The sequence below is a fragment of the Martinezella sp. CNPSo 3890 genome (genome assembly GCF_057784455.1).
In genome coordinates this window covers 109,155-132,993 of sequence record NZ_JBXSOR010000017.1, presented here as the reverse complement: position 1 = coordinate 132,993, position 23,839 = coordinate 109,155, and the positions used below count along the sequence as shown (strand labels likewise).

At 61.1% G+C, this 23,839-nt stretch carries 20 protein-coding genes and 1 tRNA gene; 8 read left to right on the top strand and 13 right to left on the bottom strand.

The genetic code is table 11. The features are described 5' to 3' along the window. The first annotated feature begins 227 nt into the window (after positions 1–227). Positions 228–304 (top strand) — tRNA-Met (locus AC13RC_RS28190). Between the two features lie 406 nt (positions 305–710). Here AC13RC_RS28190 and AC13RC_RS28185 read toward each other — a convergent pair. After that, positions 711–1,517: a class I SAM-dependent methyltransferase gene (locus tag AC13RC_RS28185; protein ID WP_488559209.1), complete on the bottom strand. Its 807-nt coding sequence runs from the start codon at positions 1,515–1,517 to the stop codon at positions 711–713. A 205-nt stretch (positions 1,518–1,722) separates the two neighbouring features. Between AC13RC_RS28185 and AC13RC_RS28180 the strand changes: the two genes are divergently transcribed. After that, positions 1,723–2,586, top strand: a complete 864-nt coding sequence (locus AC13RC_RS28180) for an alpha/beta fold hydrolase (RefSeq protein WP_488559208.1) — start codon at positions 1,723–1,725, stop codon at positions 2,584–2,586. Between the two features lie 65 nt (positions 2,587–2,651). Here the strand turns inward: AC13RC_RS28180 and AC13RC_RS28175 are convergent, their stop codons facing one another. From AC13RC_RS28175 to AC13RC_RS28165, 3 genes are all read right to left on the bottom strand, one after another. Continuing rightward, the gene (locus tag AC13RC_RS28175) at positions 2,652–5,213 is read right to left on the bottom strand and encodes a GcvT family protein (protein ID WP_488559207.1); all 2,562 of its coding nucleotides are present in this window, start codon (positions 5,211–5,213) and stop codon (positions 2,652–2,654) included. Positions 5,214–5,413: 200 nt separating this feature from the next. Continuing rightward, the gene (locus AC13RC_RS28170; RefSeq protein ID WP_488559206.1) at positions 5,414–6,304 is read right to left on the bottom strand and encodes an amino acid ABC transporter substrate-binding protein; all 891 of its coding nucleotides are present in this window, start codon (positions 6,302–6,304) and stop codon (positions 5,414–5,416) included. 144 nt (positions 6,305–6,448) lie between these two features. Continuing rightward, positions 6,449–7,312 carry a haloalkane dehalogenase gene (locus AC13RC_RS28165; RefSeq protein WP_488559205.1) on the bottom strand — a complete coding sequence of 288 codons (864 nt, stop codon included), beginning with the start codon at positions 7,310–7,312 and terminating at the stop codon, positions 6,449–6,451. 76 nt (positions 7,313–7,388) lie between these two features. Between AC13RC_RS28165 and AC13RC_RS28160 the strand changes: the two genes are divergently transcribed. Both AC13RC_RS28160 and AC13RC_RS28155 read left to right on the top strand, forming a co-directional pair. Further along, positions 7,389–7,871, top strand: a complete 483-nt coding sequence (locus AC13RC_RS28160; RefSeq protein ID WP_488559204.1) for a MarR family winged helix-turn-helix transcriptional regulator — start codon at positions 7,389–7,391, stop codon at positions 7,869–7,871. Between the two features lie 216 nt (positions 7,872–8,087). Continuing rightward, the gene (locus AC13RC_RS28155) at positions 8,088–8,792 is read left to right on the top strand and encodes a cysteine hydrolase family protein (RefSeq protein ID WP_488559203.1); all 705 of its coding nucleotides are present in this window, start codon (positions 8,088–8,090) and stop codon (positions 8,790–8,792) included. A 60-nt stretch (positions 8,793–8,852) separates the two neighbouring features. On the opposite strand, the gene AC13RC_RS28150 is transcribed toward AC13RC_RS28155, so the two are convergent. Beyond that, complete coding sequence (locus AC13RC_RS28150; RefSeq protein WP_488559202.1) at positions 8,853–9,584, bottom strand: dienelactone hydrolase family protein; 732 nt, start codon at positions 9,582–9,584, stop codon at positions 8,853–8,855. A 208-nt stretch (positions 9,585–9,792) separates the two neighbouring features. Here AC13RC_RS28150 and AC13RC_RS28145 point away from each other — a divergent pair, with 208 nt between their 5' ends. Continuing rightward, complete coding sequence (locus AC13RC_RS28145) at positions 9,793–11,322, top strand: S10 family peptidase (RefSeq protein ID WP_488559201.1); 1,530 nt, start codon at positions 9,793–9,795, stop codon at positions 11,320–11,322. Positions 11,323–11,368: 46 nt separating this feature from the next. On the opposite strand, the gene AC13RC_RS28140 is transcribed toward AC13RC_RS28145, so the two are convergent. Next, positions 11,369–11,974 (bottom strand): TetR/AcrR family transcriptional regulator, encoded by a 606-nt coding sequence (locus AC13RC_RS28140; RefSeq protein WP_488559200.1) that lies wholly within the window; start codon positions 11,972–11,974, stop codon positions 11,369–11,371. Between the two features lie 79 nt (positions 11,975–12,053). Here AC13RC_RS28140 and AC13RC_RS28135 point away from each other — a divergent pair, with 79 nt between their 5' ends. After that, entirely contained in the window at positions 12,054–12,665 is a 612-nt protein-coding gene (locus AC13RC_RS28135) for an NAD(P)H-dependent oxidoreductase (protein ID WP_488559199.1), read from the top strand. On the opposite strand, the gene AC13RC_RS28130 is transcribed toward AC13RC_RS28135, so the two are convergent. Next, positions 12,662–14,176, bottom strand: coding sequence for a mechanosensitive ion channel family protein (locus AC13RC_RS28130; RefSeq protein ID WP_145636578.1), 1,515 nt, complete (start codon positions 14,174–14,176; stop codon positions 12,662–12,664). The two genes, AC13RC_RS28135 and AC13RC_RS28130, sit on opposite strands and share 4 nt — an antisense overlap. A gap of 222 nt (positions 14,177–14,398) precedes the next feature. Here AC13RC_RS28130 and AC13RC_RS28125 point away from each other — a divergent pair, with 222 nt between their 5' ends. Then, positions 14,399–15,979 (top strand): aldehyde dehydrogenase (NADP(+)), encoded by a 1,581-nt coding sequence (locus AC13RC_RS28125; RefSeq protein ID WP_488559198.1) that lies wholly within the window; start codon positions 14,399–14,401, stop codon positions 15,977–15,979. Positions 15,980–16,443: 464 nt separating this feature from the next. Here AC13RC_RS28125 and AC13RC_RS28120 read toward each other — a convergent pair whose 3' ends face one another. Continuing rightward, positions 16,444–17,358 (bottom strand): YncE family protein, encoded by a 915-nt coding sequence (locus AC13RC_RS28120; protein WP_113389325.1) that lies wholly within the window; start codon positions 17,356–17,358, stop codon positions 16,444–16,446. 251 nt (positions 17,359–17,609) lie between these two features. Here AC13RC_RS28120 and AC13RC_RS28115 point away from each other — a divergent pair, with 251 nt between their 5' ends. After that, the gene (locus tag AC13RC_RS28115) at positions 17,610–18,593 is read left to right on the top strand and encodes a substrate-binding domain-containing protein (protein WP_113332481.1); all 984 of its coding nucleotides are present in this window, start codon (positions 17,610–17,612) and stop codon (positions 18,591–18,593) included. 71 nt (positions 18,594–18,664) lie between these two features. Here the strand turns inward: AC13RC_RS28115 and AC13RC_RS28110 are convergent, their stop codons facing one another. The 5 genes from AC13RC_RS28110 to AC13RC_RS28090 are packed head-to-tail and all read right to left on the bottom strand — an operon-like array spanning position 18,665 to position 23,710. Next, positions 18,665–19,930 carry an ABC transporter substrate-binding protein gene (locus tag AC13RC_RS28110; protein WP_113354461.1) on the bottom strand — a complete coding sequence of 422 codons (1,266 nt, stop codon included), beginning with the start codon at positions 19,928–19,930 and terminating at the stop codon, positions 18,665–18,667. A gap of 37 nt (positions 19,931–19,967) precedes the next feature. Then, entirely contained in the window at positions 19,968–20,804 is an 837-nt protein-coding gene (locus AC13RC_RS28105; protein ID WP_488559197.1) for a carbohydrate ABC transporter permease, read from the bottom strand. Further along, a complete protein-coding gene (locus tag AC13RC_RS28100) occupies positions 20,801–21,724 on the bottom strand; it encodes a carbohydrate ABC transporter permease (protein ID WP_488559196.1) in 924 nt (307 codons plus the stop codon). Before AC13RC_RS28100 ends, AC13RC_RS28105 begins: the two co-directional genes overlap by 4 nt. Then, positions 21,717–22,880, bottom strand: coding sequence for an ABC transporter ATP-binding protein (locus AC13RC_RS28095; RefSeq protein ID WP_488559195.1), 1,164 nt, complete (start codon positions 22,878–22,880; stop codon positions 21,717–21,719). The genes AC13RC_RS28100 and AC13RC_RS28095 overlap by 8 nt, the downstream gene beginning before the upstream one ends. After that, positions 22,877–23,710, bottom strand: coding sequence for a metallophosphoesterase family protein (locus AC13RC_RS28090; RefSeq protein WP_488559194.1), 834 nt, complete (start codon positions 23,708–23,710; stop codon positions 22,877–22,879). The genes AC13RC_RS28095 and AC13RC_RS28090 overlap by 4 nt, the downstream gene beginning before the upstream one ends. Positions 23,711–23,839: the final 129 nt, after the last annotated feature.

Here is a 23,839-nt window from a genome sequence, read left to right as displayed (position 1 = left end):
GCGGCCAGGCCGTGTTACAATAGGCCGCTAACGCGGCCTTTGTCGCTTCTGAAGGGAAGCACAAACGCTTCTGGAATTTGGTGGGAACCCACAGCAAGGGTGACTACACGCGATAAACCCCTCGGGTTTACGCTGGAAACACACGATAAACCGCTCCGCGGTTTATCGTGGATGACGCAAGCCTAAGGCTTGCTACTCGCGACAAATCGCTCCGCGATTTGCGCTGGCGCGGGGTGGAGCAGCCCGGTAGCTCGTCAGGCTCATAACCTGAAGGCCGCAGGTTCAAATCCTGCCCCCGCAACCAATCTCTCCAACTGAATACATCGCCAAGACCCTATCGCTGGCGCAAAGCATTCCGCTTTGCTGGCGATGGTAGCTCGTCGTCCTGCGGACCATAACCTGAAGGGTGAGGCGCGCTCGAGCATAGCTCGATCGGACAGTCCAGTGGACTGTTCGAAGCAACAAACGGTTCAAATCCTGCCCCCGCAACCAATATTACCCACAACGCCCGCTTCCCGCGGGCTTTTTGCGTTCCAGCAACGCCTCATGCCTCCAAACCATCAGCAAGCCCTCGCAACAACCCAAACAATGCAAACACGGAACCAAGCGTTCTCAATCACCAAGGTCAGCTATCGCAGGCCCAAAACATAAGCGAGCGTTCATAGATCTGCGTTGTAGCGCTTTCGCCGGGATAGGCGACGGCTGCTCAGTCAACGGACTCGCTCAGCGGTGATGATCCATGCGCGGGAGTTGAACAGCACGCCTTCGGAGGTCACATGCGCTTCCAGCAAATCACGCAGCCGCTGCAGTGGTTGGTCGGGTGCCTCGTTGGTGTACATGAGTGCGTCCTTGACCATATAGAGGCCGGCAAGGGCATCGAGGGCGGCCTCGACATTTGCTCCATAAAACACTGGTTCCTTCACCTCGGTGAAGTCGATCGAGGTGAAGCCGGCGGCGTTTAGCAGCTCTTTGGCCATGGTGGGATCGCCAAGCGAGAACGGCTTGCCGGCATTTTCTGGAATTGCGTTTCCCGGAGCCAGCGCATGCCTGATGGCGCTTGACCATTCGTTGCGCTCCTGGCTTTGCCATACCATCCAGGCGATGCGTCCACCCGGGCGGATTGCTTGGGCGATGTTGGCGAATGCCACCGGCGGATCGGCAAAGAACATAACGCCGAACCGGCTGATGCATAGGTCGAAGCTGGCGGCTGGAAAGTTGTGAGCTTGAGCGTCACCCAGCTCGAAGCTGACGTTGCGCAACCCCGCCTCAGCGCTACGTCGGCGCGCAATCTCGAGCATCTCGGCGGACGTGTCCACGCCGACTGCGCTGCCTTGTGTCGCGGCAAGAGCTGCTTCGCGGGTAGTCTGCCCAGCGCCGCAGCCGATATCGAGTATCCGGTCATGGGTCCGGACGCGGGCAGCGGCCCGCAAATGCCGGTTATGCCGTGATAGTTCAGCGTCGTAAAAATCAGCACATTGCAGCACTACAAGCCTCCCCTGTCTCGCCTCGATCTCCATCGGGCGCAGTTCTTGCAAGATCTTCCAACAGCTCCAACGGCATTATTCCCACGCAATTCCGAATGGAAAACTGCTGAGCGCTTCTCTGGAACTGCTCTGACGGACGTCGATGACCGTGTTGCAGCTTCCTCATAAACTGATTGCATAATAAGAGCAGTTATGCAATATCAATCCAGTTGCGATTTGCAATCGGATGGATTCTGTCATGGAAGAAACGAGATCATTCATCGCCACCGAGACGTCAATCGAGGTCAAGGGAGCGAAACTTCAGACCCAGGCTTTCGGTGATCCCTCCAGCCCGCCCATCATATTGATCATGGGGATGATGGCTTCGATGCTGTGGTGGCCGGAGGGGTTCTGCGAGGCGCTTGCCGCCCGTCAACGCTATGTGATCCGATATGACCAGCGCGATACAGGCCTTTCGACACATTATCCGCAAGGCGAGCCGTCTTATTCGTTCAGCGACCTTGCCGACGATGCCATCGCCATTCTCGACGGCTATGGATTGGAAACGGCGCATGTGGTGGGCATGTCGATGGGCGGCGTCGTTGCGCAGGAAGTCTCGTTGCGCCACCCTCGACGTGTTCGGACGCTCACGCTGATCAGCACATCACCGCTCGGAGTCGAGGGCTTGCCTTCCTCGACAAAGGCCTATCAAGAGCATTCCAAGTCTGCCGAAGCAATCGACTGGTCGAACCTCGAGGCCATTGCCGATTTTTTGCGTCGCGATACGGCCATGCTTGCCGGCACCCGGCACCCGCATGATCCCGACGCTGCAAGTGCCTTGATCGCCCGCGACATGGCGCGGGCGCCTTCATTTGCCAGTGCCACGAACCACTTTACGCTCGTGAGCGAGGAAAGGCCCGAAAGACTTCAAGCTTCCGATATCAAGCTGCCGGTGCTTGCGATCCATGGCACGGCCGATCCGCTGTTTCCCATAGGGCACGGCGAGGCCTTCACCAAGGTCGTGCGAGATGCCCGGCTGCACCGGGTCGAGGGTGGAGGGCACGAAATCCACGAGCGCGATATTGACGAGATTGCGCAAGCCATCATCGATCACACGACCTGACAGGCGTCCGGCCCGACAGACGACCGGAAAGCAAGGCATGACCTCGCTTTCCGGTCTGTTGGAGATCAGCTTCTCGGCTTCAGGTTCTCTGCGTCGTAGAGCGGTTTGTAGCCAACGCCGGCGACTTCGACCGGGTAGGTCTCGCCGAAATATTCGACCTTCAGCTTGCGGCCTTCCTGGGCATAGGACCAGGGGAGATAGGCGAGCGCAATGTTCTTGCCGATTGTCGGGCCGTAGGCGATCGAGGTGGTGAAGGAGCGGCGGCCGAGCTCGTCGACCAGGGTTTCGCCGGTTTCGGGATCCATGACCGGCAGGATGCCGACGGGGTAGCGGGCCACGCCGTTGGAGTCGATATTGTCGGTCATCACAAGCGTGCAGAGCATGGCCGGCTGATGCTCGCGGGCGCGGTATTCGAGGTGCTTCGCCTTGCCGCGGAAATCGGCCTCCTTGACCTTCGGGCGGGCGAGATCGGCTTCGAGAAGATTATATTCCGTCAGCAGGTCGGCATTCTGCAGGCGCAGGCTCTTTTCCATGCGGCGGCTGTTTGCATAGGTCTCGACGCCGACGGCAATGGCGCCCGTCGAACGCAGCGCATCCCAGATTGCCAGCGCGTCGCCATAGGCCATGTGCAGTTCCCAACCCTGTTCGCCGACATAGGAGATGCGGAAGGCCGTGACGTTCTTGCCTGCGACGCGGATCTGCTTGATGGCGGCGAAGGGGAAGTTCTCGTGCGAGAGGCTTTCAGGGTTCTCGACAACCTTCTGCAGGTTGGTGCGAGCATTCGGCCCCCAGATGCCGATCGTGACATAGCGTTCGGTGACGTCGGTGATGGTGACGTCTAAACCTTTATCCTGGGCAACACGGCGCATGTAATGGAAATCGCGCGGGCCGGCATCGGCGCCGTCGATCAGACGGCAACGGTCGGCCATGCGGATGACGGTGAAGTCGGCGCGCACCATGCCCTCGTCGTCGAGGAAGTGGGTGTAGATGCCCTTGCCGATATTGGCATCGCCACCGATCTTGGCCGCACAGAGCCATTCCAGCAGCTCGACATGATCGGGGCCCTCGATGTCGTACATTGCGAAATGCGAGAGGTTGATGATGCCGCAATCTTCGCTGAGCGCCAGATGCTCGGCATTGGAGACGCGCCAGAAATGGCGGTTATCCCATTCGTTTTCGCGCACGGGAATGCGATCGCCATATTTTTCCAGCAGGTGCTCGTTGGCGGCATAGCCATGCGCGCGCTCCCAGCCGCCAAGCTCCATGAAGTAGCCGCCGAGCTCCTTTTCGCGCTCATAGAAGGGCGAGCGGCGGATGTTGCGGCCGGTCGCGTAGGGCTCGCGCGGATGGACAGCGGGATTGTAGATCTTCTGCGCGGCCTCGGTGCAGCGGCCTTCGATGAATTTCTCTTCCAGCATATGCGGGTAGAAGCGGGAATAATCGATTCTGTTGTGATCGATCGGCGTGCGGCCGTCGGTCATCCAGTCGGCGACCAGTTTGCCGAAGCCCGGGCCGTCCTTCACCCAGATGGCGACGCAATACCAGAGGCCGCGGACCTTCTGGCTTTCGCCGACGGATGGGCCGCCATCGGTCGTGACCTGCAGGAGGCCGTTGAAGGAATGGCCCTCATTGTAGCCGAGTTCGCCGAGGATCGGCGTCAGCTCCATGGCGCGTTCGAGCGGCTCGATGATCTGCTCCATATCGAGATCGCGCTGCGAGGGAGAAAGACGGGCCTCGTGCTTCTCGAGGAGATCACGCGGGTGGCAGAGGCGCGGGTTCTTCTCTTCGTAATAGCCCCATTCGATCTGGCCGCCTTCGGCGGTCTTCGGGTCGCCGGTGTCGCGCATATAGGCGGAGTTGCCCTGGTCGCGCATCAGCGGGAAGCCGATTTCCTTGCCGGTATTGGCAAACTCGTTGTAGGGGCCGAAGAAGGTCAGCGGATGGTCGACCGGCATGACCGGCAGGTCCTCGCCGACCATTTCGGCGATCAGGCGGCCCCAGAGACCGGCGCAGACGATCACATATTCGGCTTCGATCGTGCCGCGATGGGTGACGACGCCGCTGATGCGGCCATCCTTAACGATCAGTGACTGGGCCGGCGTATTGGCGAAGGATTGCAGCTTACCGCTCTTCTCGCCCTGGTCGATCAGCTTGCCGGCAACGGTCTGCGAACGGGGAATGACGAGGCCGGCATCCGGGTCCCACATGCCGCCCTGAACCATGCTTTCCTCGATCAGCGGGAATTTTTCCTTGATCTCGGCAGGCTCGATCAGGCGGGCGCGTGTGCCGAAGGCCTTGCCCGAGGTCACTTTGCGCTTGATTTCAGCCATGCGGTCATCATCGCCGACGCGGGCGACTTCCAGGCCGCCGACGCGGGCATAGTGGCCGAGCTTATCGTAGAAATCGATGGAATAGAGGGTCGTCCAGCAGGAAAGGAAATCATGGCTCGTCGTATAGCAGAAGTCGGAGGCATGCGCTGTCGAGCCGATATCCGTCGGGATGCCTGATTTGTCGATGCCGACAATATCGTCCCAGCCGCGCTCGATCAGATGGTGGGCGATCGATGCGCCGACGATACCGCCGAGACCGATGATGACGACCTTCGCCTTTTGAGGAAATACTGCCATTGCGTGCGACCCTGATTGATATTGAATACGGATTTTATGACGTGTGCGGCGGCGACCAGAGCCTGTCTACGACATATTGAAGATGCTTGCACGACGACCGTCACGCTGTCCCGTCCGGAATGGTTGGGTTTGTTGGCGACATATGATCAGGAGAACTGTCGCAAAGGCGACTTTGTGACAACCGGAAAGTTGCTGCCGCATTATTGCGGAATCGACTGCATCATGATCTCGCGGCGCAAGACCGGGCCTTCCTCGCCGAAATAGGTGGTCAGCAGCTTGGCGAAATCATCCGACTGGTAGATCTCGGTTAGCGTTTGATCAACGAGCAGGCGGAAGGCGGAGTCATCCTGCCGGAGGGCGATGCCATAAGGCTCATGTGTGAAGAGACGGTTGCCGATGGCGAGTGTGGACGGATTGCGGGCATGAGAAGCGAGATCGAAGAGCAGGGCGCGATCGGCAAAATAGGCATCGATCTTGTGGTTTTCGAGCGCGACCAGGCCGTCCTGATGCGTAGCGAAATCGGCGATCCGCGTCTTCGGCACGTCGGAGCCCAGCGCTTCGCGCAGGGTCGCGCCTGTCGTCGTGTCGGCGCGAACGCCGATCGTGCTCGTTGCGGGGGCGGGCTTGGCGGAGACTTGCGCCAGCCGCTTGTCGAGGAACAAAGCCATCAGATAATCGGGCGAATCCTTGCGCAGCAGGGCGCTTGCGCCGGTGATGAAGATCGGCTGCGAGAAGTCGACGCTTTGACGTCGCCCGAGATTGATGGTGATGGCGCCGCAGAGAAGGTCGACCTGGCCGCTTTTGACTGCATCGAAGCCATCGGCAAGCGTGGTTTCGACATAGTCCCGCTTCAGATTGGCGACCTTGGTACCGACAGCATCGGCAATCTTGCCGCAGAGGTCGATGGCATATCCCGTTGGGTTGCCATCCTTCTTCTTAAAGGAGAAGGGTTCTTCGTCGCTGATATAGCCGATGCGGATCGTGCCCTTTTGCGCGATAGTGTCGAGTGTCTGTGCGGCCACCGCCGTATAGGCAGACATGCCTAGGAGAATGCCTGCCAGAACCAGTCGTCTCATGCAGTTTGCCGGCATGATCCCGATCTCCAAAAGAAAAATGGGCAATCGCAAGGGCTTAGGCGCAGATTATGGGCTGGCAGGTTTTTGTCAACGATGGATTGTTCCCGGTGGTTAGTGATCGAGCACGAGTGGCGCAAGGCTCCTGTTCGATTACGAGGCCTATCTGGAGAAGGCGTGACGATCCGCCCAGTCGGAAATCGCTGACGCGATGGCCTCCGGCTGATCTTCCGGCGCATTGTGCCTGGCTGGCCCGCAATTCCTGATCTCGAGGTCGGCTATATTCTCCCGGCACCAGGCGGTCATCACCTCGCTGATTAGCAATGTCTCTGCCGGTCCTTCGAAGGTCAGCAGTAGCTTCGGGACATCAGCGCTTTGTGCCAGCCAGGCGTCATAAGCTTCGATGCGCTTGATCACGTCGGCCGGTTCTCCTTCGATTGGCATCGAGCGGGGCCAGGCGAGCAGCGGTCGTCGGCTGTCGCGCGTCGGATAGGGTGCCGCGTAGACGGCATGATCCTCTTCGCTGAGGCCGTTGAGAACGGTAACCTTCAATGCCTGCTCGATGAAGAAATTCTCGTCCAGCACTTTGGTCTCACCGATACCAGGCGACCGGAGAGCTTCAAAGCGAGGACGCGCGCCCGGAAAATCGTCCCAGGTCATCGGCCGGACGATCGTTTCCATGAAGGCGATGCCGCGCACACGCTCTGGGTGGCGAGCTGCCCAATCGAATCCGAGCGCACCGCCCCAATCGTGGCCGACAAGCACGACATCGTTCAGCGCCAGGGCGTCGAACCAGGCGTCGAGATAGCGGGCGTGATCGTGGAAGCTGTAGGCAATATCCGGTTTGCCGGAGCGGCCCATGCCGATGAGGTCAGGCGCCAGACGACGGCCCGACGTGGTGACGCCAGGCGACACATTTCGCCAGAGGTAAGATGAGGTGGGATTACCATGTAGGAAGACGAAAGGCGTTCCCGTTCCCGTGTCCTGATAGAAAATGGTTGAATCCAGCACGTTAAGCGAGGGCATGTGGATATCCTTTCCTTGGTAGGAATGGTAAGGTACCTGTCTATCTATCATAATGGTCAGGTACCTGTCTATATCCATGAAAGAACCTATATCCTCCCATCTGTCGCTGGGCCTGCTTTTGCGGCTCGTTCATCAGCATTATGCGCAGGCTGTCGATGCCGCGCTGGAGGAGGCCGGCTTCCGTGACATCCGCCCGCCGCATTCCAATGTCTTCACCTTCGCGCGTCCGGAAGGCATCCAGGTGAGCGAACTCACCAAGCTCGCCCATGTGCGCAAGCAGACGATGACCCAGGCGGTGGAGGAGCTGGAGCGCCTGGGTTATGTCGAACGGCGACCGGATCCGAACGACCGGCGTGCGCGGCTGGTGTTTCTGACCGAGCGCGGCAAGGGTGTGCGGCCGGTCGCCATGGCCGCGGGCAAGATGGTGGAGCAGCGTTGGTCCGACATGGCCGGTTCGGGCGAAATCGAAGTGATCAGGCAGGGATTGCAAAATCTGCTGGAGAAGCTGCGTGGTGGCGAAAAAGGTAGCGAACAGCCGTCCGACGATGCCGGCGCCTAAAGCAATTGCGGGAAAATGCGCAGCGGTTTTCCGTCCGGGATTGCGTGAAAACAAAGGGATAGAGCGGCTCAGAGATTCCGTGAAAAACTGAACCGCTCTAGCGGCTCCTGTTGCTCGCCGTGATCCGGGCGGGCGGCGCATCACGAAGAGTTTCGGTGCCCTGTCGGAATTTATGGCCTATCTCTCTTCCACCACCGTCAATCCAAGAGGACGTCGATGCAGGAGAGGAACTCGATCAGAAAAACAAGCGGCAGGGTAGGCAAGACAAGCTTCGCATTCGGTGCGGGTTTTGCAATCCTATGCATAGGCTTCAGTTCTGCGCTGACCTCGCCGGCGGCCGCCCAGACGATCATCGATGACTGGCAGAAGGTGAAGCCACCGGCGGCGCCGGAGCTGAAGCAGGTAACCGTCGATCCGAAAACGACGGCGCTTCTGATCCTTGATTTCAATGGCGCACAGGACCCGACCAAAGGGCCGTGCAATGCAAAAATCAAGCCGCGTTGTCTGGCGTCCGTCCCCAAGGTCAAAACTCTGCTCGATCAGGCGCGCGCCAAGGAGATGCTCGTCGTCTTCAGTCTGGCCGGCGCTGGCGAGGCGCAGGATATCGCAACGGCGCTGGCGCCTCTGGCGAGCGAACCGATCGTCAAATCCGGCCCGGACAAGTTTATCGGCACCAACCTGCGCAGCATTCTTTCCGACAAAGGCATCAAGACCGTCATCGTCACGGGTACGGCCTCTGAGGGCGCGGTGCTCGATACGGCAACGGATGCTGCATTGAATGGTATGAATATCGTGCTGCCCGTCGACGGCATGTCATCGACAGAGCTCTATGGCGAGCAATATGTGGCCTGGCACATGGTCAATGCGCCCGGCGTCTCCCAGAAGACGACGCTGACCAGCATCGACAGGATCAAGTTCTGATCTCTGGATCGAATAGCGGCATCCCGCTCGTAATGCCAACGGGATGCCGCCATCAATCGATTACACCAGGGCTTCCTCGAACAGGTTCAGCAGCCGCTTCCAATGCCTTTCGGCGCCGGTCTCGTCATAGACGCCATGATCCGGCACGGTCCATCCATGCGCCATTCCGACATAGTTTTCGATGGTGTGATCGACGCCGCCAGTGCGGAGCGCTTCGGCAAGACGCGCCGATTGTTCCGGCGGAAAGCTGTTGTCGACGCCGGCGACACCGATATAGGCGCGCGCCTTGATATTGGGGGCGAGCCGGTGCGGGCTGTCTTCCGCGTCGCTCGCAAGATTGCCGCCGTGGAAGCTTGCGGCTGCCGCGATGCGATCGGGATAAGAGGCAGCGGCAGTCAGCGCGCGGCCCCCGCCCATGCAATAGCCTACCACGCCGGCCGCACCTTTGGCTCCGGCAGCTGAGAGAGCGTCGAGGAAGGCAGCACTATCGACTTTGGTCATTTCCTGCGTCGTGCCGCGCAGCATCGTCATGATCGTTTCGCGGGAGGCCGGATTGCCAAAGGCACCGCCGTCGAAGGGGCCATAGGCGCCGAAGCGATAGAAGAGATCGGGAAGCAGCACGATATAGCCGGCATCAGCCAGCCGCTGCGCCATGCCATCGAGCGCCGCGCGCGGACCCATGGCATCCATATAGAGTATCACGCCATGCTCGGCTGACGCGCCATTGTCGGGGCGGAATATGGCGGCTTTGGCGGTGCCGTCGGCCGTCTTGATTTCGATATCCTGTTTCATCGTCGTTTCCCTTGCGATCTCATTATCGGCTGATGTCCCCGCGGCACATACCACTTTGGCAAACGATATATAGACCCTCAAGATCATGGTTCTTCGAAAAGGCCGAGACCATCAATCAACATCTCTTGAGTTTCGGCGCTTGTCGTTCGTGACATAGTATCGCCGGTAATGACGTCTATGCGACGATCCCCTTGGAGGATGTTATTTCATGTCTTTTCGCCAGATAGTTCCCGGCCTGGCGCTGGCCCTTTCGCTGCTATCGGCAACAGCATTCGCCGCTCCGCCCGAGCAAGGCCATGGCGCGCCTGCAAGCGCCGGTGGCGTGCTCTCGCTCCTGTCGCCTGATGCGGTGAGCGATCATGTGCTGAATGCCGATGGCAAGACCATTCCCTACACGGCGACAGCCGGAACGCTCGATCTTTTCGGCCAGGATGGTCAGCGCAGTGCCGCGATCTTCTACACTGCTTATGTCGCCAAGAACCGCGATACGAGCCGCCCCGTGACCTTCGTGTTCAACGGCGGGCCGGGCGCGGCTTCGGCCTTCCTCAATCTCGGGCTCGTCGGCCCACGCATCGTCGATTTCGGCGCAGACGGGCGCGATGGCGCCCATGCCAAGCTGGTCGACAATCCGCAAAGCTGGCTCGAATTTACCGATCTCGTGCTGATCGACCCGATCGGCACCGGCTGGAGCCGCACCGCAAAGCCCGATGATCAGAATGATTTCTATAGCGTCGACAGCGATGCCGAAAGCCTTGCCAAGGCGATTGCCCTCTACGTCGCCCATAACAGCCGGGCGGCATCGCCGAAATATATTCTCGGGGAGAGCTATGGCGGATTTCGTTCAATCAAGGTTGCCAACAGCCTGCGCGAGGATCAGGGCATTCTGATTTCCGGCGTCGTGATGCTGTCGCCCCTGCTGGAGGGCCGGTTCGTCTTTGGCGGCGGTGAGGATGCGCTTGGCGCAGCCTTGCAACTGCCGTCGCTGGCGGCGGCCGAGCTGGAACGGCAAAATGCCTTCAGCGAGAAGGCGGTTCAGGATGCCGAGGCGTTTGCCCTAAACGAATATCTGCCAACCCTTGCGGGGCGCCCGCCCTCGGGAGATGCCGGCCAAGCCTTCTATGGGCGCGTGGCGAAGCTGGCCGGCATACCGCAGGATGTCGTCGCCAAGAACCAGGGCTTTCTCGGCGGGGTCTATCGCAAGCATTCCGATGGCGATGGGGCGGATGTTGCGAGCGCCTATGATGCTTCTTTCTTGGCGCCCGACCCCTATCCGCAGTCGGAGGCCGAGCATGGCGGCGATCCGGTTCTGGATGGCTTCGTCCGCGCCTATGGCGGTGCCTTTTCAGGCTATGCCCGTGACGAGTTGGGCTTTCATACCGACATGACCTACACACTGCTATCGTCATCCGTGAACAGGGAATGGAAATGGGGTGGGCGAAATGGCGGCTCGCGCGGAACCGCCGGTGTTGGCGACGATCTCAAGGAGCTGCTGTCGCTCTCGCCATCATTCCGGGTGATGATTGGGCAGGGTTACAGCGATCTCGTCATTCCCTTCGGCGTGAACAAATATGTGCTCGACCATATGCCACCCGCTTTTGCGGATCGCATGGAGATGAAGCTCTATCGCGGCGGCCATATGTTCTACACGCGGCCAGCGTCGCGCGAGCAGTTCACGGGCGATGCCAAGTCGTTTTATACGGGGCAGGTCAAGGCGGTGCCGACACCGCAATCGAACTGACCGCCATGCGGGGCTCTACCTGGAATGCGGCGGCGTTGGCTGGCCTTCATCTGTTTCTCGCAACCATGGCCTTGATGGTTTCAAAGAGTTCGTCCTTTGCCTGCTGCGGGCTGATATCCCCCGTCGTCGCGGCATAGGACAGGGCTTCGGCCGCACCCAGCATCGCCCAGAGGCCTGCCGATGCAATGGAACCGGTAGTAGCGAAGGGAGCAAGCAGCGCACGGCACTTCTCGAGGAAGGCCGTTTCATATTCGCGCTTGATTTTTTCAAGCTCCGGCGAGCCCGCGAGCGCGGCGATAATGCCGGGTATTTCGCGCCCCTGCAGCAGCACGCAATCGACATAGGAGGCCGCTATCACCTCCGCCCGACCTGCCAGTGTCGGGGTACTTGCATCAAGCGCCTTGTCCATCACCTCCGTCTGCCTGATATCGAACTCGCGATAGAGCGCGGCCAGCAGGCCGGAACGAGTCGCGAAGTGGTCGTAGACCACAGGTTTCGTCACGCCGGCACGCTCAGAAAGCCGGCCCAATGTCAGGGCTTCCGTTCCCTCTTGGCCGATGATCTGCCAGGCGACCTCGATGAGCTGCCGGTAGCGCTCCCCCCGCGTCAGCCGGCTGCGGGACTCCGGTTTCTTTGTCTGCATGCTTGACATTGCTATATACCAACAGTAACTTACTAAAAGTATATAAGACTGAGCCGCCGCTCACAATGTGTCAGCAGGAGTTTTTCACATGCACGCGCTTATCGTCGTCTCCAATCCGAATTCGGCTTCTTTCAGCCACTGCGTCGCGGCCAAAGTCGCCGAGGGTGTAACGGCTTCGGGCGCTACATTCGAAATCGCGGATCTTACGGCGGAAGGTTTTGATCCGAGGTTCAGCGCTGCCGATATTGCAGCCCATCTCAGAGAAGGTCCATCGCCCGAAGATGTCGTTGCCGAGCAGGCGCGGATCGATCGCGCGGATGCACTGGTGCTCGTCTATCCCGTCTATTGGTGGTCCATGCCCGGGCTTCTCAAGGGATGGATCGACCGGGTGTTCAGCAATGGCTGGGCCTATGACGACATACCGGGTAACGGAACGATCAAAAGGTTAGGCCATCTCCGCGTCCATCTGATCGCCATCGGCGGTGCGACCATGCGCACCTATGCGCGCCACGGCTATTTCGGCGCCATGAGGACGCAGATCGATCATGGAATTTTCGGTTATTGCGGCGCTCCCGTCGCGACCTCCGAATTGTTGCTGACGGAGACGCAGGATATCAGTTCCCATCTCGACACCGCCCGCGCCATCGGGCGAAATCTCTTTGCTGTTTCGCGATCAACGAAGGCAGCGGACGCGGCCTAATCGTGCTGCTGCAGTTGAAAGAGATGCTTGATGCGCGAGCTTAGCGAGGTCACGTGAGTGCCATGGCCGAGCATATCGACATTGGCGAATAGATGCTGCTCCGCCTCTATGCGTTTTGCCAGAATGGCGCCGAGCTCTTCGGCAAGGGTCGGCCGATCGTGCAATAGCGGCGCCAGACATTCCTCGCCGATTTCGTAGGTGACGACGAAGGTCAGGGCGCGAACCGTCCCGACTTCACCCGACCCCATCAGCAGCCCGTTCTCCCCGAAATAATCCCCTGGCGCAAGGCGCGTCAGCTCGATCTGGCGATGTCCTTCGCGGCGGGTGATGCTCACGACGCCCGAGCGGACGATCGTGAGCGCCCGCATGCGGGCGTCCTGTTCGGCGATGACGGCATCCTTGCGGTAGGTCCGGCGCTGCATATGCGATGCCAGATGTTCCTTTTCATCCTCGGTCAGCGAAGAGAACAGAGGGATATTGCTGACCAATCGCCAGGGCGTTCCGGGTGCATGTTGCTTCTCGTCGGCCGCCTCGGGCTTTTGCTCCATCGGAAGCATGATCGTGCCGGGGGGATCGGCGAATTTCAAGTTCGCCGCCTTGGCGTGGCGAAATAGCAGATCATAGATCTCGTTCTTCGCGGCTTGTGTCAGCGACATGTCGCGCACGCGAAAAGACAGCTGCAGTTCGATCGCCTGCCCATCGATGGAATTGATGGCGACATTGGGTTCGGGGTTCTTCTGGATCGAATTGCAGCTGATCAAGACGTTTTGCATCACATCCGCGATGATGCGCGGCAGAGTGGTGGGCTGAATCCGAACGGTGACGGTGGCGCCATGGCTCTCGTCGGGCGCGGAAAGATTGGTCAGCCGCGTCTTGGCAAGGATGCTGTTCGGAATGACGACCAGATCGTTGGTGCCGCTCAGCAATTGCGTGGCGCGCCAATTGGTTTCGACGACGCGGCCCTGGACATCATTTTCGAGCACGATCCAGTCGCCGACGGAGTAGGGGCGGCCGAGATTGAGAGCGATGCCGGAGAAGACGTCACTCAGGGTACTCTGCAAGGCAAGGCCGAGAATGATGGCGAAGACGCCCGATGTCGCGATCAAGGTGCCGATGGGCACACTAAAAACATCGCCGACGATGGAGAGAATGGCCCCGAGATAGATGACACCGACGATCAGATCCTGCAGCAGCCGGCCTTCGCGGGGCTTGCGCTCGAAAATCAGGAACAGCCGCACGCAGGCGATCAGTACCCAGGCACCATTGACCCACCAGACGATCTTGGCAAAGCCCGTGAAGGTGCGCAGCGTCACCGAGTCCTGCGGCGGGCTCGGCTCATAGGGCACGATGCCGTGATAGAACAAAAGTGCGGTCAGGCAGACGAAAAAGGCGACCTGACCGATCAGGCGGCCGGCCCGCTGACGACGCAGCATGACGCGGCTGACGAACGTGCCGACGACAACCAGAATGAAGAACTGGACGATCGGATCGCCAAGAAGTGCAATGGACATGGGGACTTGGTCGCACTCGGTCTTTCGGATGGGCGCTAAATTGGCACGAAAGAGGCCGCAGCGCCATATCTGGAAAAAGTATGATTAATTGACGCAGACGCCTTGATCTCAGGACTTGTACCTTGATAATTAGATGACGATTATCATCTTATATCTGTCATCCCGTCCTGCTATCTGCTCTCGCAGCGCCACCTAGCGCTCCGACATCATTAAGGAATACCCATGACACAGTCTTTCGAGATTCGCGGCGATCTGCTGATCGGCTCAGATTCCACCGGCGGCAACAGAACCGTGCGTGCCATCAACCCGGCAACCGGCGCAAGCCTGGAGCCGGCTTTCGCGATCGCCGGCGAGAGCGACGTTGCCAAGGCGTGCGAACTGGCGGCGCAGGCGTTTGACGTTTACCGTGCGACCACTCCCGAACAGCGCGCAGCATTCCTCGAAAAGATTGCTGACAATATCATGGAAATCGGCGATGCACTGATCGAGCGGGCGACGGAAGAGACCGGCCTGCCGGTGGCGCGTCTGCAGGGTGAGCGCGCCCGCACCGTCGGCCAGTTGCGGCTCTTCGCACAGGTGGTCCGTGCCGGCGAGTGGCTCGATCTGCGCGTCGATCCGGCCTTGCCGGAGCGCAAGCCGCTGCCGCGGCCGGACCTGCGTCTGCGCCAGATCCCGCTCGGTCCGGTCGCCGTCTTCGGCGCCAGCAACTTCCCGCTCGCCTTCTCGGTTGCCGGTGGTGATACGGCTTCGGCTCTTGCCGCCGGCTGCCCCGTCGTCGTCAAGGGCCATCTTGCCCATCCGGGGACGGGTGAGCTTGTCGGCCGCGCCATTCGCGCCGCCGTCGCCGCTTGCGGTCTGCCGGAAGGCACATTCTCGCTGCTGACCGGCGCCAATGAGACGGGTGCGGCGCTGGTGCGCGATCCCCGCATCAAGGCCGTCGGCTTCACCGGCTCGCGCGGCGGCGGTCTGGCGCTTGGCGCTATTGCCGCTGCCCGGCCGGAACCTATCCCGGTCTATGCCGAGATGAGCAGCGTCAATCCCGTCTTCCTCTTCCCGGCAGCACTTGCCGCGCGCGCCGAGGCGATCGGGACCGGCTTCATCGATTCCCTGACGCTTGGTGCCGGTCAGTTCTGCACCAATCCGGGCCTGCTTTTTGCAATCGAGAGCCCCGATCTCGACCGCTTCGTCCAGGCCGCCGGCGATGCGCTGAGCGGCCGTGCGCCCGCACCGATGCTGACACCAGGCATTCACGCCGCCTTCGACAAGGGCGTTGCGGCATTGGCAGAACATGAGGCTGTCAAGACCGTCGCTCACGGCGCCCCGGCCGAAGGCGTCAACCGGAGCCCGGGCATCTTCTTCGAGACAGAAGCGGAGGAGTTCCTCGCCGACGAGCGTCTGGGCCACGAAGTTTTCGGCGCAGCAAGCCTTCTCGTGCGTTGCAAAGACGTCGATCAGATGATCGCCGTTGCGGAAAAGCTCGAGGGCCAGCTGACCGCGACGCTGCAGGTCGAAGCGGATGACTATGCGACGGCCGCCAAGCTGGTGCCGGTGCTGGAGCGCAAGGCTGGGCGCATCCTCGCCAATGGCTGGCCGACCGGTGTCGAAGTCTCCCATGCCATGGTGCATGGCGGGCCTTTCCCGGCGACCTCGGACAGCCGCACGACCTCGGTCGGCACGCTCGCCATCCGCCGCTTCCTGCGCCCGGTCTCCTATCAGGATCTGCCGGAAGGTTTGCTGCCGGCTGAGCTGCGTGACGATGGGGTGAAGTCGCTGCCGCATCTGCTGGATGGCGTGCGCAAGTAACTGATCACAGCCTCATCCGCCCTCGCCCTTCGAGGGGTCCTTCGGACCCTCCTCAGGGTGAGGGCTATCGCATATGAGCGGAGATCGCCGCCGTCCCCTTCTCCCCAGCGGCGAGAAGGTGCCGCCAGGCGGATGAGGGGTGCCCGCCAAGACCACAAAAATCCATGAATTCAAATCGATAACCCCCTCATCCGACCCTTCGGGCCACCTTCTCCCCAAGGGGAGAAGGTGCTTATGGTGCTCATCCGCCTCCATATGCGATAGCCCTGCTCCTCAGGGTGAGGGCTACTCTCTTCCACCAAACGCACCAAATAAAAATAGCTTCAGCATCATTGCTTCAGGCGAGCGGCTTGTCCCGCCCTCATCCTGAGGCGGGAGCGACTGAGCTTGGCGAAGGAGTGCCCCTCGAAGGACGAGGGTCGGCCCCAAAGCGCCACGCTAGGCACACAAAGCATATTCCAACCTCAAATCTCCGCGTAAACAATCCCTGTGAACGAGCCGGCATGGTGCAGCAGTTCTCGCTCGCCCGAACCATCGAGGCTGGCGGAATAGAGATTGCCGCCGATGTCGGTGAAGAACATGCGGTTGTTGGGGAGATCGAGTGAGAGGCCGATGCCTTCGTCCAGGCCCTCGAGGACGACTTCGGAGGTTGCGGCGATATCGTTCATCGCTGCGCGATTGACGGTATTACCGCGGGGGAGATTGCCACGGTCGGTCCAGTAGATCGTGCGGGTGGCGAGATCCAGTTCTAGGTCGATCGGTTCGGGCAGTTTGTCGAGCAGGGTTTCGATGTCGCTGCGGCTTGTTGCGGTTTCGCCGGCGGGAATATTGATGCCGGCACGGAAGATGCGGCCGAGACCGGCATCCGGCGGTCCTTTCTGGGTCCAATAGATCTGGCCGAGTGGCAGATCGAGGGCAATGCCGACGCACCAGCGTTCAATATCGGCACTATCTTCCGGGCTGTCGCCGTTCTGCACAAGGGTTTCGATATCGCTGCCGTCGATATTGGCGCGCATGACGCGCATGCCTTCGCGGTCGCACCAATAGAGCTTGCCGTTGTCACGGTCGAGCTGGATCTGCTTCGGCGTGACGAGCGTGCTGCCCGGCGGGATCAGGGTGATATGGTTGCCGCCGTCGAGGTCCATGCGCTCGATGGAGCCGTCATGGGCGTTGTAGTCGTTGCCCATCTCCGTCCAGTAGATCCAGCCGTTCTCGCTATCGACGAGAATGCCGTCTGGGCTGCGGCCTTGCCGCTGGACGATGAGCTTCAAATCGGTGCCGTCGATGGCGGAGGAGAGGATTCGTCCGTCGTTGATATCGAGGAAAAACAGTCTTTCGATCTTGTCGGTGGTGGAGGCAGGCGTCCGTGCTTCTGACATGAGAGCATCCTTTCGAGGGGCGGATCTGCGGATCACAGTGCGGCAATCATGGCATCGGTTGATGACAGCATCATTGGCGGCTGCGAGCGGGACGAGCATCTGCTGCGCTGCAGCAAAGATCAAGGGCCGGATTGTCGCGGTGCGCGCGGAGGGCTGTCAAATAAGTGTCATCGGCCTGATATAAATCCCCGACATTCCCTTAGGGCTGCACCAGTCGAGGGCTGACACCGAAGCCGGAGGTGATTGATATCATGTCGACGCTCCAGCAGGTCGCCTTTCGCGCCGGTTGTTCCGTTGCGACCGCCAGCCGGGTGATGAATCGCACCGGTCCGGTCAGCGACGAGATGGTACGGCGCGTGCGCCGGGCGGCGGCAGAGCTTGGCTATCGCGCCGGCAGTCGCAGCGCCAATGGCCGGCCGGCGATCGGCGTGCTCATTCCCAGCATCACCAATCCGGTTTTCGCAGCTTCGCTCTCGAGTATCCAGAACCGAGCCCTTCACGCGGGGCATAGCGTGCTGATCGCGCAATCGAACTACGATCCAGCACAGGAGGTCGATGCCGTCGCCTCGCTGCTCCAGCAGCAGCCGACTGGGTTGATCCTCACGCTCTGCGATCCCGAACGCAGTCTGGTCCTGTCATCCGCCCTCCCGCCGACCGTGCTGCTCGGAAATCTTCCGACCAGCCGCTTCACAGCTGCGGTCGCGACCGATAATTTCGGTGCAGGCCGGGACCTGACCGAGCACCTCCTGCAAAGGGGGCACCGCCGTATCCTGTTCATATCAGGCCACTTCGCGGCATCGGATCGAGCCAAGCTACGCTATCTCGGCTATATCAGGGCGATGGAAGGGGCGGGGCAACAGCCTCTCGATGCCCTGGAGATTTCCTTCGTGAATAGCCTGGAACAGCTCGATCTTTCGGATGCCGTTTCCCGGTTCGGTCCGACGGCGATCATTGCCTCCAACGATCTTCTGGCGCTCGGCGTCATGGGCGCGCTCCGGCGTCAGGGTCTTTCGATCCCGCGCGATATTTCCGTCGCCGGCTTCGACGGGATTTCCCTCGGTTTTCTGGGTGAGGTGTCCCTGACGACGGTGGAAATTCCGGATGGAACCATGGGTGCCGCTGCCGCCTCGCTGCTGCTCGATATGGCTGAGAATGCCGCGCCGCCGCGTCATCTGACCGTGCCCTATCGGCTGCGTTCCGGCGGAACGGTGCGCAATCTCCCCCTCCAATCCTGACATACCTTTGCATATGAAAACGCCGCCTCTCGTTAAGAGGCGGCGCGGATGTTTCAGATGGGTTCGAAAGATCAGCTGCGTGGCAGCAGGCCCTCGACGTCGGAAGCGGCGTCGTCGAGCGCTTCCTTCGGCTCTGCCGAGCCATCGACGATGCGCGAGAGGTTGTCGACGATAGTCTGCGTGACCTTGACGCCGTTGGAGCCCGGGAAGGCGTACCAGGGAACCATGATCGACATCTGGCTGAGGCCGGCCTGGAACAGCGGGTTCTTCTTGTAGAAGTCGCCGAGATATTCGGCCGACTTGGCAGCAAGCTCATTGTTCGGAACATAGCCGGTACCGGGAACGACGACAGAGGCGCCATAGGGGCCGGCGGCGAACTTGGCGAACTTCCAGGCGGCTTCTTCCTTGACCGGGTCGTGGGTCAGGATGACGACGGCGTTGCCGCCCGTCGGCAGGCGGCCGTTGACCGGGTCAATCAGCGGTAGCTTGGCAGTGCGCAGGTCGAACTTGGCGCCGACATTCTTGATGGTGTTGACGAGCGCGCCGGTCGTCTGGAATTCGAAGCCGACCTTGCCCGCAGCAAAGGCCTGTTCGCCGGCAGCCTTGGTGAAGACCGGCATGCCGCCTTCCTTGACGAAGCGCTGGATCAGTTCGACGGCCTTCTGGCCCTCGGGACCGTTGAAGGCCACCTTCGTCTCGTCGTCGCTCAGCATCTTGCCGCCGGCGCCGAAGAGGAGGGCGGAGAACATCCAGTCGTCGCCCTGCCAGCGGAAGTCCATGCCGTCGACGCCGTTGCCGAGCGCCTTGATCTTGCCGGCAAGCGCGATGACCTCGTCCCAGGTCTTCGGCGGGTTGTCCGGGTTGCCGCCGGCAGCCTTCACCAGGTCGGCGTTGTAATACATGATCGGGTTGGACGTCGCGAAGGCGAGGCCGACCTGCTTGCCCTTGACTTGGGCGAGCTTCAGGATCGTGTCCGAGAAGCCTTGCTCGGCCATGTTGCCCTCTTTCTTGACGAGGGGACCGAGGTCGACGGCGACATTGCGCTCGTCGATCATGCGCAGGCGGTTGAGGCCGATGAAGGTGACATCGGGCATCTCGCTGGTGCCGGCCTGGCGCAGGATGGTCTGGATGCCTTCCTCATAGGTGGCCGAGGGAGCGGCGAACTGGATCTTGATGTCGGGATTTTCCTCCATGAACTTCTTCGAGATCGTGTCCATCACGTTCTTGAAGAAGCCGGGCATGGGATAGTGAACCGTCAGGGTGGTTTCGGCGTAGGCCGGGACCGACACGACCATCGAAATGGCCGCGGCGGCGAGAATCTGGGTGATATGCTTCATCGCTCGTTCTCCGTTTTCGAATTTCGAACCGGTCAGGTCAGCCCTTGAGACCGGTCATGGTGATGCCCTCGACGAAACGCTTCTGTGCCAGAAGGAATGCCGCGACGAGGGGAAGGGTGATGATGAGGGTTGCAGCCATCAGCGCGCCGTAGTCGTCGCCGGCTTCGGCGGCGCGGAAATACATGAGACCCAGCGGCGGCGTGAAATATTCCTGCTTGGTGATGACGATCAGCGGCCAGTAGAGGTCGTTCCAGTGCGCGACGACCGAAAAGATCGCGAAAGCCGTGACTGCCGGCCAGGCATTCGGCACGATGACGCGGGCGACGATGCCGATTTCAGACATGCCATCGAGGCGGGCGGCATGGATCAGATCGTCAGGCATGGCGCGGAAGAACTGCAGGAACATGAAGATCGCGAAGACCGAGATCGAGAAGGGCGCGACCAGGGCGGCATAGCTGTTCAGCAGCGACAGGCTGTTGAAGCCGACATAGAGCGGCAGCGCCGTCGCGTGGATCGGGATCAGCAGCCCGAGCATGACCAGCACCATCATGGTGCGTGCGGCCGGGAATTTCAGCTTCGCCATGGCATAGGCGCAGGGGATGGCGATCAGCACCTGGAAGAAGAAGATCAGGCCGCAGACCAGGACGCCGTTGAACAGCAGCGTGCCCATCGAAACCTTGCTCAGCGCCTTGGCGATGTTCTCGACGTAATAGAAATGCGTCGGGATCAGCTTCAGCGCGGAGGTGAAGATATCGTCCTGCGCCTTGCCGGCGGTCGAGATCATGAAGATGTAGGGCGCGAGGAAGATGAGCGAGCCCAGGATCAGCAGAGAGAGGCGCAGGATGCGGCCGGGAGTGAAGCCTGTCGAGGTCATGTGTAATGCACCTGCCGGTCTTGGGCGCGATATTGCAGGAAGGTCAGCACCACGAGGATGGCGAGAAACACCGTGGTCATCGCCGAGGCATAGCCGACCCGGAGGTAGACGAAACCCTCCTGGTAGATGCTGAAGAGCAGGACCTCGGAGGCATGGTTCGGACCGCCGTCGGTCAGGGCCTTTACAGTGTCGAAGACCTTCACCGCATTGATGATGCTGATGGTGGTGACGAAGAGCGTCGTCGGTCCGAGCATCGGCCAGGTGACGAGCCAGAAGCGGTCCCATGCCGATTTCGCACCATCGACTTCGGCTGCAGCGTAGAGTTCACGCGGGATGGCGGTGAGGCCTGCGAGAAACAGCACCATGTTGAAGCCGACCGATTGCCACACGCCGATGATCGACAGGCTGTAGAGCGCGGTCGCCGAGGCGCCGAGCCAGTTAGGGCCACGCACGCCGATCTCGCCGAGCAGCGCGTTGATCGGGCCGATCGTCGGGTGGAAGAGATATTGCCAGACGGTCGCCATTGCGACGATCAGCGAGGCGACGGGCAGGAAATAAGCCGTGCGGAAGAAGCTGCGGCCGATGCCTTCGCTCTCGATCAGCAACGCGACGCCGAGGCCGAGCACGATCGAGACGGGTGCCACGATGGCGGTATAGGTCGCCGTGTTCCAGAGTGATTTCTGGAAGGCGCGGTCGCGAAGCAGATGCGCGTAGTTCTCAAAAGCCACGAAACGCAGGCTCTTGTCGCCGAGCTGGAAATCCGTGAAGCCGAGTACGACGACGGCGACGATCGGCACGATGATGAAGAGCACGATCAGGACGATGGCGGGCAGGGCGAACAGCAATGCCGTACGGGCTTCGCTGCGTTCGCGTGCCGCGGCCGCCTGCATCGGCAGGGAGGTGGCAGCAATGCTAGCCATGCGCCTTCTCCCGCGTGGCGTCGACAGCCGTGGGGCTCGCGCGCAGGCGGCGGCCGTCTTCGGCGAAGACCAAGGCTTGCTCGGCCGTGAGCGTCAGCGCAATCGGCGCACCGGCGGAAAGGCCGGCAGCTTCGGCCGGCGAGAGCTTGACGACCATGGTTTCGCCGATGGCGTCGAGCTTGGCATAGAGGATGACTTCGGAGCCGAGGAATTCCATCCGCTCGATATGGGCGGCGAGCGCATCCTGGCGGCCCTGGGAGAGCTGGACGAATTCCGGGCGAATGCCGAGGGTCACATTCCTGCCGGCAAAGCTGCTGTCGTCGAGCGCCAGCCGGATGCCACCGAAGGCGACGGTGCCGTTTTCGGCGAGCGCCGGCAGCAGATTGATGCGCGGCTGCCCGACAAAACGGGCGACTTCCACATGGGCCGGGTCGTCATAGATCGTCTGGGGAGAGGCGAGCTGCAGCAGCTGGCCGCCGATCATGACGGCGACGCGATCGGCCATCGACAGCGCTTCGGCCTGATCATGCGTGACATAGACCGTGGGAACACCGGCGCGGCGGTGCAGATCGACGATCTCGCCGCGGGCATGGACGCGCAAATTGGCATCGAGATTGGAAAGCGGCTCGTCCATGAGGAAGACGGCGGGACGGCGGACCATGGCACGGGCCAGCGCCACGCGCTGGCGCTGGCCGCCCGACATCTGGCCCGGCTTGCGATCGAGCAGGTGATCGATCTTCAGCGAGACGGCCATGTCGCGGACATCGCGGATGATGCCGGCGCGAGCTGCGCGCTGGCCGGGGATGAGCGAGCCGATGAAGGGCAGGCGCTGGACGCGCGACAGGCGGCGCATGGCGAGCGGCACGGCAATGTTTTCCGAGGCCGTCAGGTGCGGATAGAGAGCGTAGGACTGGAAGACCATGGCGATGTTGCGATCGGCAGCTGCAACGCCGGAAACGTCGCTGCCGCCGAGGATGATTTCGCCGCTGTCGGCATGGTCGAGACCGGCGAGGATGCGCAAGAGCGTGCTCTTGCCGCAGCCCGAGGGGCCGACGAGGGCGATGAATTCGCCGGGCTGGACGTCGAGATCGACGCCCTTGAGGATGGCGTTGCCGCCGAAGGATTTGGCGATGCCGCGAAGCGAGAGTGCGCTCATTCGGTCGGCTCCTTTGCCTTGGGGGCGGCCTGCGGATAGACTTCCATGACGACATCATCGAGGAAGTAGGCAGTCATGCCGGGTACGGCGACGAGCTCCGTCGAGACCGTTTCGCTAAGTTCATGGATCGCCGCGCCGATCAGCCGTTCGCCGGGCATTTCGCGTTCCATCTTGTCGAGGATGAAGGCGCCGGGCGGTGCCCATACCAGGTTGGTGTCATTGAAGCGGCCTTCCCAGGTCCAGTGCAGGTGGCCGCTGCCGAAGAGGGCGACGTCGTGGGCCGCGATCAGATCGTAGAGACGGCGGCGCTGGGCCGGGCGCACGCTCCAGTAACCGGTATCGCCCTCATCGGGCGCATCGACGAAGAGCGGCTTGTGGGCGAAAAGGGCAATGCGACGCTCGCCACGGCTTTCGAGTATCTCTTGCAGCCAGTCGAACTGCTTCTGCTCCTCGGCATCCTCGAAGCCCATGAGCAGGCTGTTGAGGCCGATCAGGCGCCAGTTGCCGACGTCCTTCGCCCAATAATCCGGGCCGACGAGGCGGCGCCAGCGGTCCAGCCGTTCGGGATTGACGGGCTGATAGGAGCCGGGCAGGTGGCCGACATCGTGGTTGCCGGGGACGATGAGCATTGGCACGGAGACCTGCCGCATCATCTCCATGGAGAAGACGAGATCTTCATCCTTGTCGGCGCCGTCAACGCTGAGATCGCCGGTATGAATGACGAGATCGGCGCCGCTTGCCTCGATCCATTTCGCCAGCGGCTCCCAATTGCCGTTGAAATGTGGCTTGTTGGGGCTCAAATGGGTGTCGGTGATCTGGATGATCTTCACGGCGCTTCTCCGAGGTCTTCAGAACGGTGCGCCTGTGGAAGGGATTGCCTTCAAATGGGCGCGTCTATGCGCTTTCTTTAGAAGGCGCCCATGTCAGTCAGGTAACAGGTCTTTTCAGCTGTTTTTCAG

Excerpts from the sequence above, each read along its gene's own strand:
- AC13RC_RS28185 (WP_488559209.1), bottom strand. The coding sequence starts at position 1,517 with ATGGAGATCGAGGCGAGACAGGGGAGGCTTGTAGTGCTGCAATGTGCT.
- AC13RC_RS28180 (WP_488559208.1), top strand. The coding sequence starts at position 1,723 with ATGGAAGAAACGAGATCATTCATCGCCACCGAGACGTCAATCGAGGTC.
- AC13RC_RS28175 (WP_488559207.1), bottom strand. The coding sequence starts at position 5,213 with ATGGCAGTATTTCCTCAAAAGGCGAAGGTCGTCATCATCGGTCTCGGC.
- AC13RC_RS28170 (WP_488559206.1), bottom strand. The coding sequence starts at position 6,304 with ATGCCGGCAAACTGCATGAGACGACTGGTTCTGGCAGGCATTCTCCTA.
- AC13RC_RS28165 (WP_488559205.1), bottom strand. The coding sequence starts at position 7,312 with ATGCCCTCGCTTAACGTGCTGGATTCAACCATTTTCTATCAGGACACG.
- AC13RC_RS28160 (WP_488559204.1), top strand. The coding sequence starts at position 7,389 with ATGAAAGAACCTATATCCTCCCATCTGTCGCTGGGCCTGCTTTTGCGG.
- AC13RC_RS28155 (WP_488559203.1), top strand. The coding sequence starts at position 8,088 with ATGCAGGAGAGGAACTCGATCAGAAAAACAAGCGGCAGGGTAGGCAAG.
- AC13RC_RS28150 (WP_488559202.1), bottom strand. The coding sequence starts at position 9,584 with ATGAAACAGGATATCGAAATCAAGACGGCCGACGGCACCGCCAAAGCC.
- AC13RC_RS28145 (WP_488559201.1), top strand. The coding sequence starts at position 9,793 with ATGTCTTTTCGCCAGATAGTTCCCGGCCTGGCGCTGGCCCTTTCGCTG.
- AC13RC_RS28140 (WP_488559200.1), bottom strand. The coding sequence starts at position 11,974 with ATGTCAAGCATGCAGACAAAGAAACCGGAGTCCCGCAGCCGGCTGACG.
- AC13RC_RS28135 (WP_488559199.1), top strand. The coding sequence starts at position 12,054 with ATGCACGCGCTTATCGTCGTCTCCAATCCGAATTCGGCTTCTTTCAGC.
- AC13RC_RS28130 (WP_145636578.1), bottom strand. The coding sequence starts at position 14,176 with ATGTCCATTGCACTTCTTGGCGATCCGATCGTCCAGTTCTTCATTCTG.
- AC13RC_RS28125 (WP_488559198.1), top strand. The coding sequence starts at position 14,399 with ATGACACAGTCTTTCGAGATTCGCGGCGATCTGCTGATCGGCTCAGAT.
- AC13RC_RS28120 (WP_113389325.1), bottom strand. The coding sequence starts at position 17,358 with ATGTCAGAAGCACGGACGCCTGCCTCCACCACCGACAAGATCGAAAGA.
- AC13RC_RS28115 (WP_113332481.1), top strand. The coding sequence starts at position 17,610 with ATGTCGACGCTCCAGCAGGTCGCCTTTCGCGCCGGTTGTTCCGTTGCG.
- AC13RC_RS28110 (WP_113354461.1), bottom strand. The coding sequence starts at position 19,930 with ATGAAGCATATCACCCAGATTCTCGCCGCCGCGGCCATTTCGATGGTC.
- AC13RC_RS28105 (WP_488559197.1), bottom strand. The coding sequence starts at position 20,804 with ATGACCTCGACAGGCTTCACTCCCGGCCGCATCCTGCGCCTCTCTCTG.
- AC13RC_RS28100 (WP_488559196.1), bottom strand. The coding sequence starts at position 21,724 with ATGGCTAGCATTGCTGCCACCTCCCTGCCGATGCAGGCGGCCGCGGCA.
- AC13RC_RS28095 (WP_488559195.1), bottom strand. The coding sequence starts at position 22,880 with ATGAGCGCACTCTCGCTTCGCGGCATCGCCAAATCCTTCGGCGGCAAC.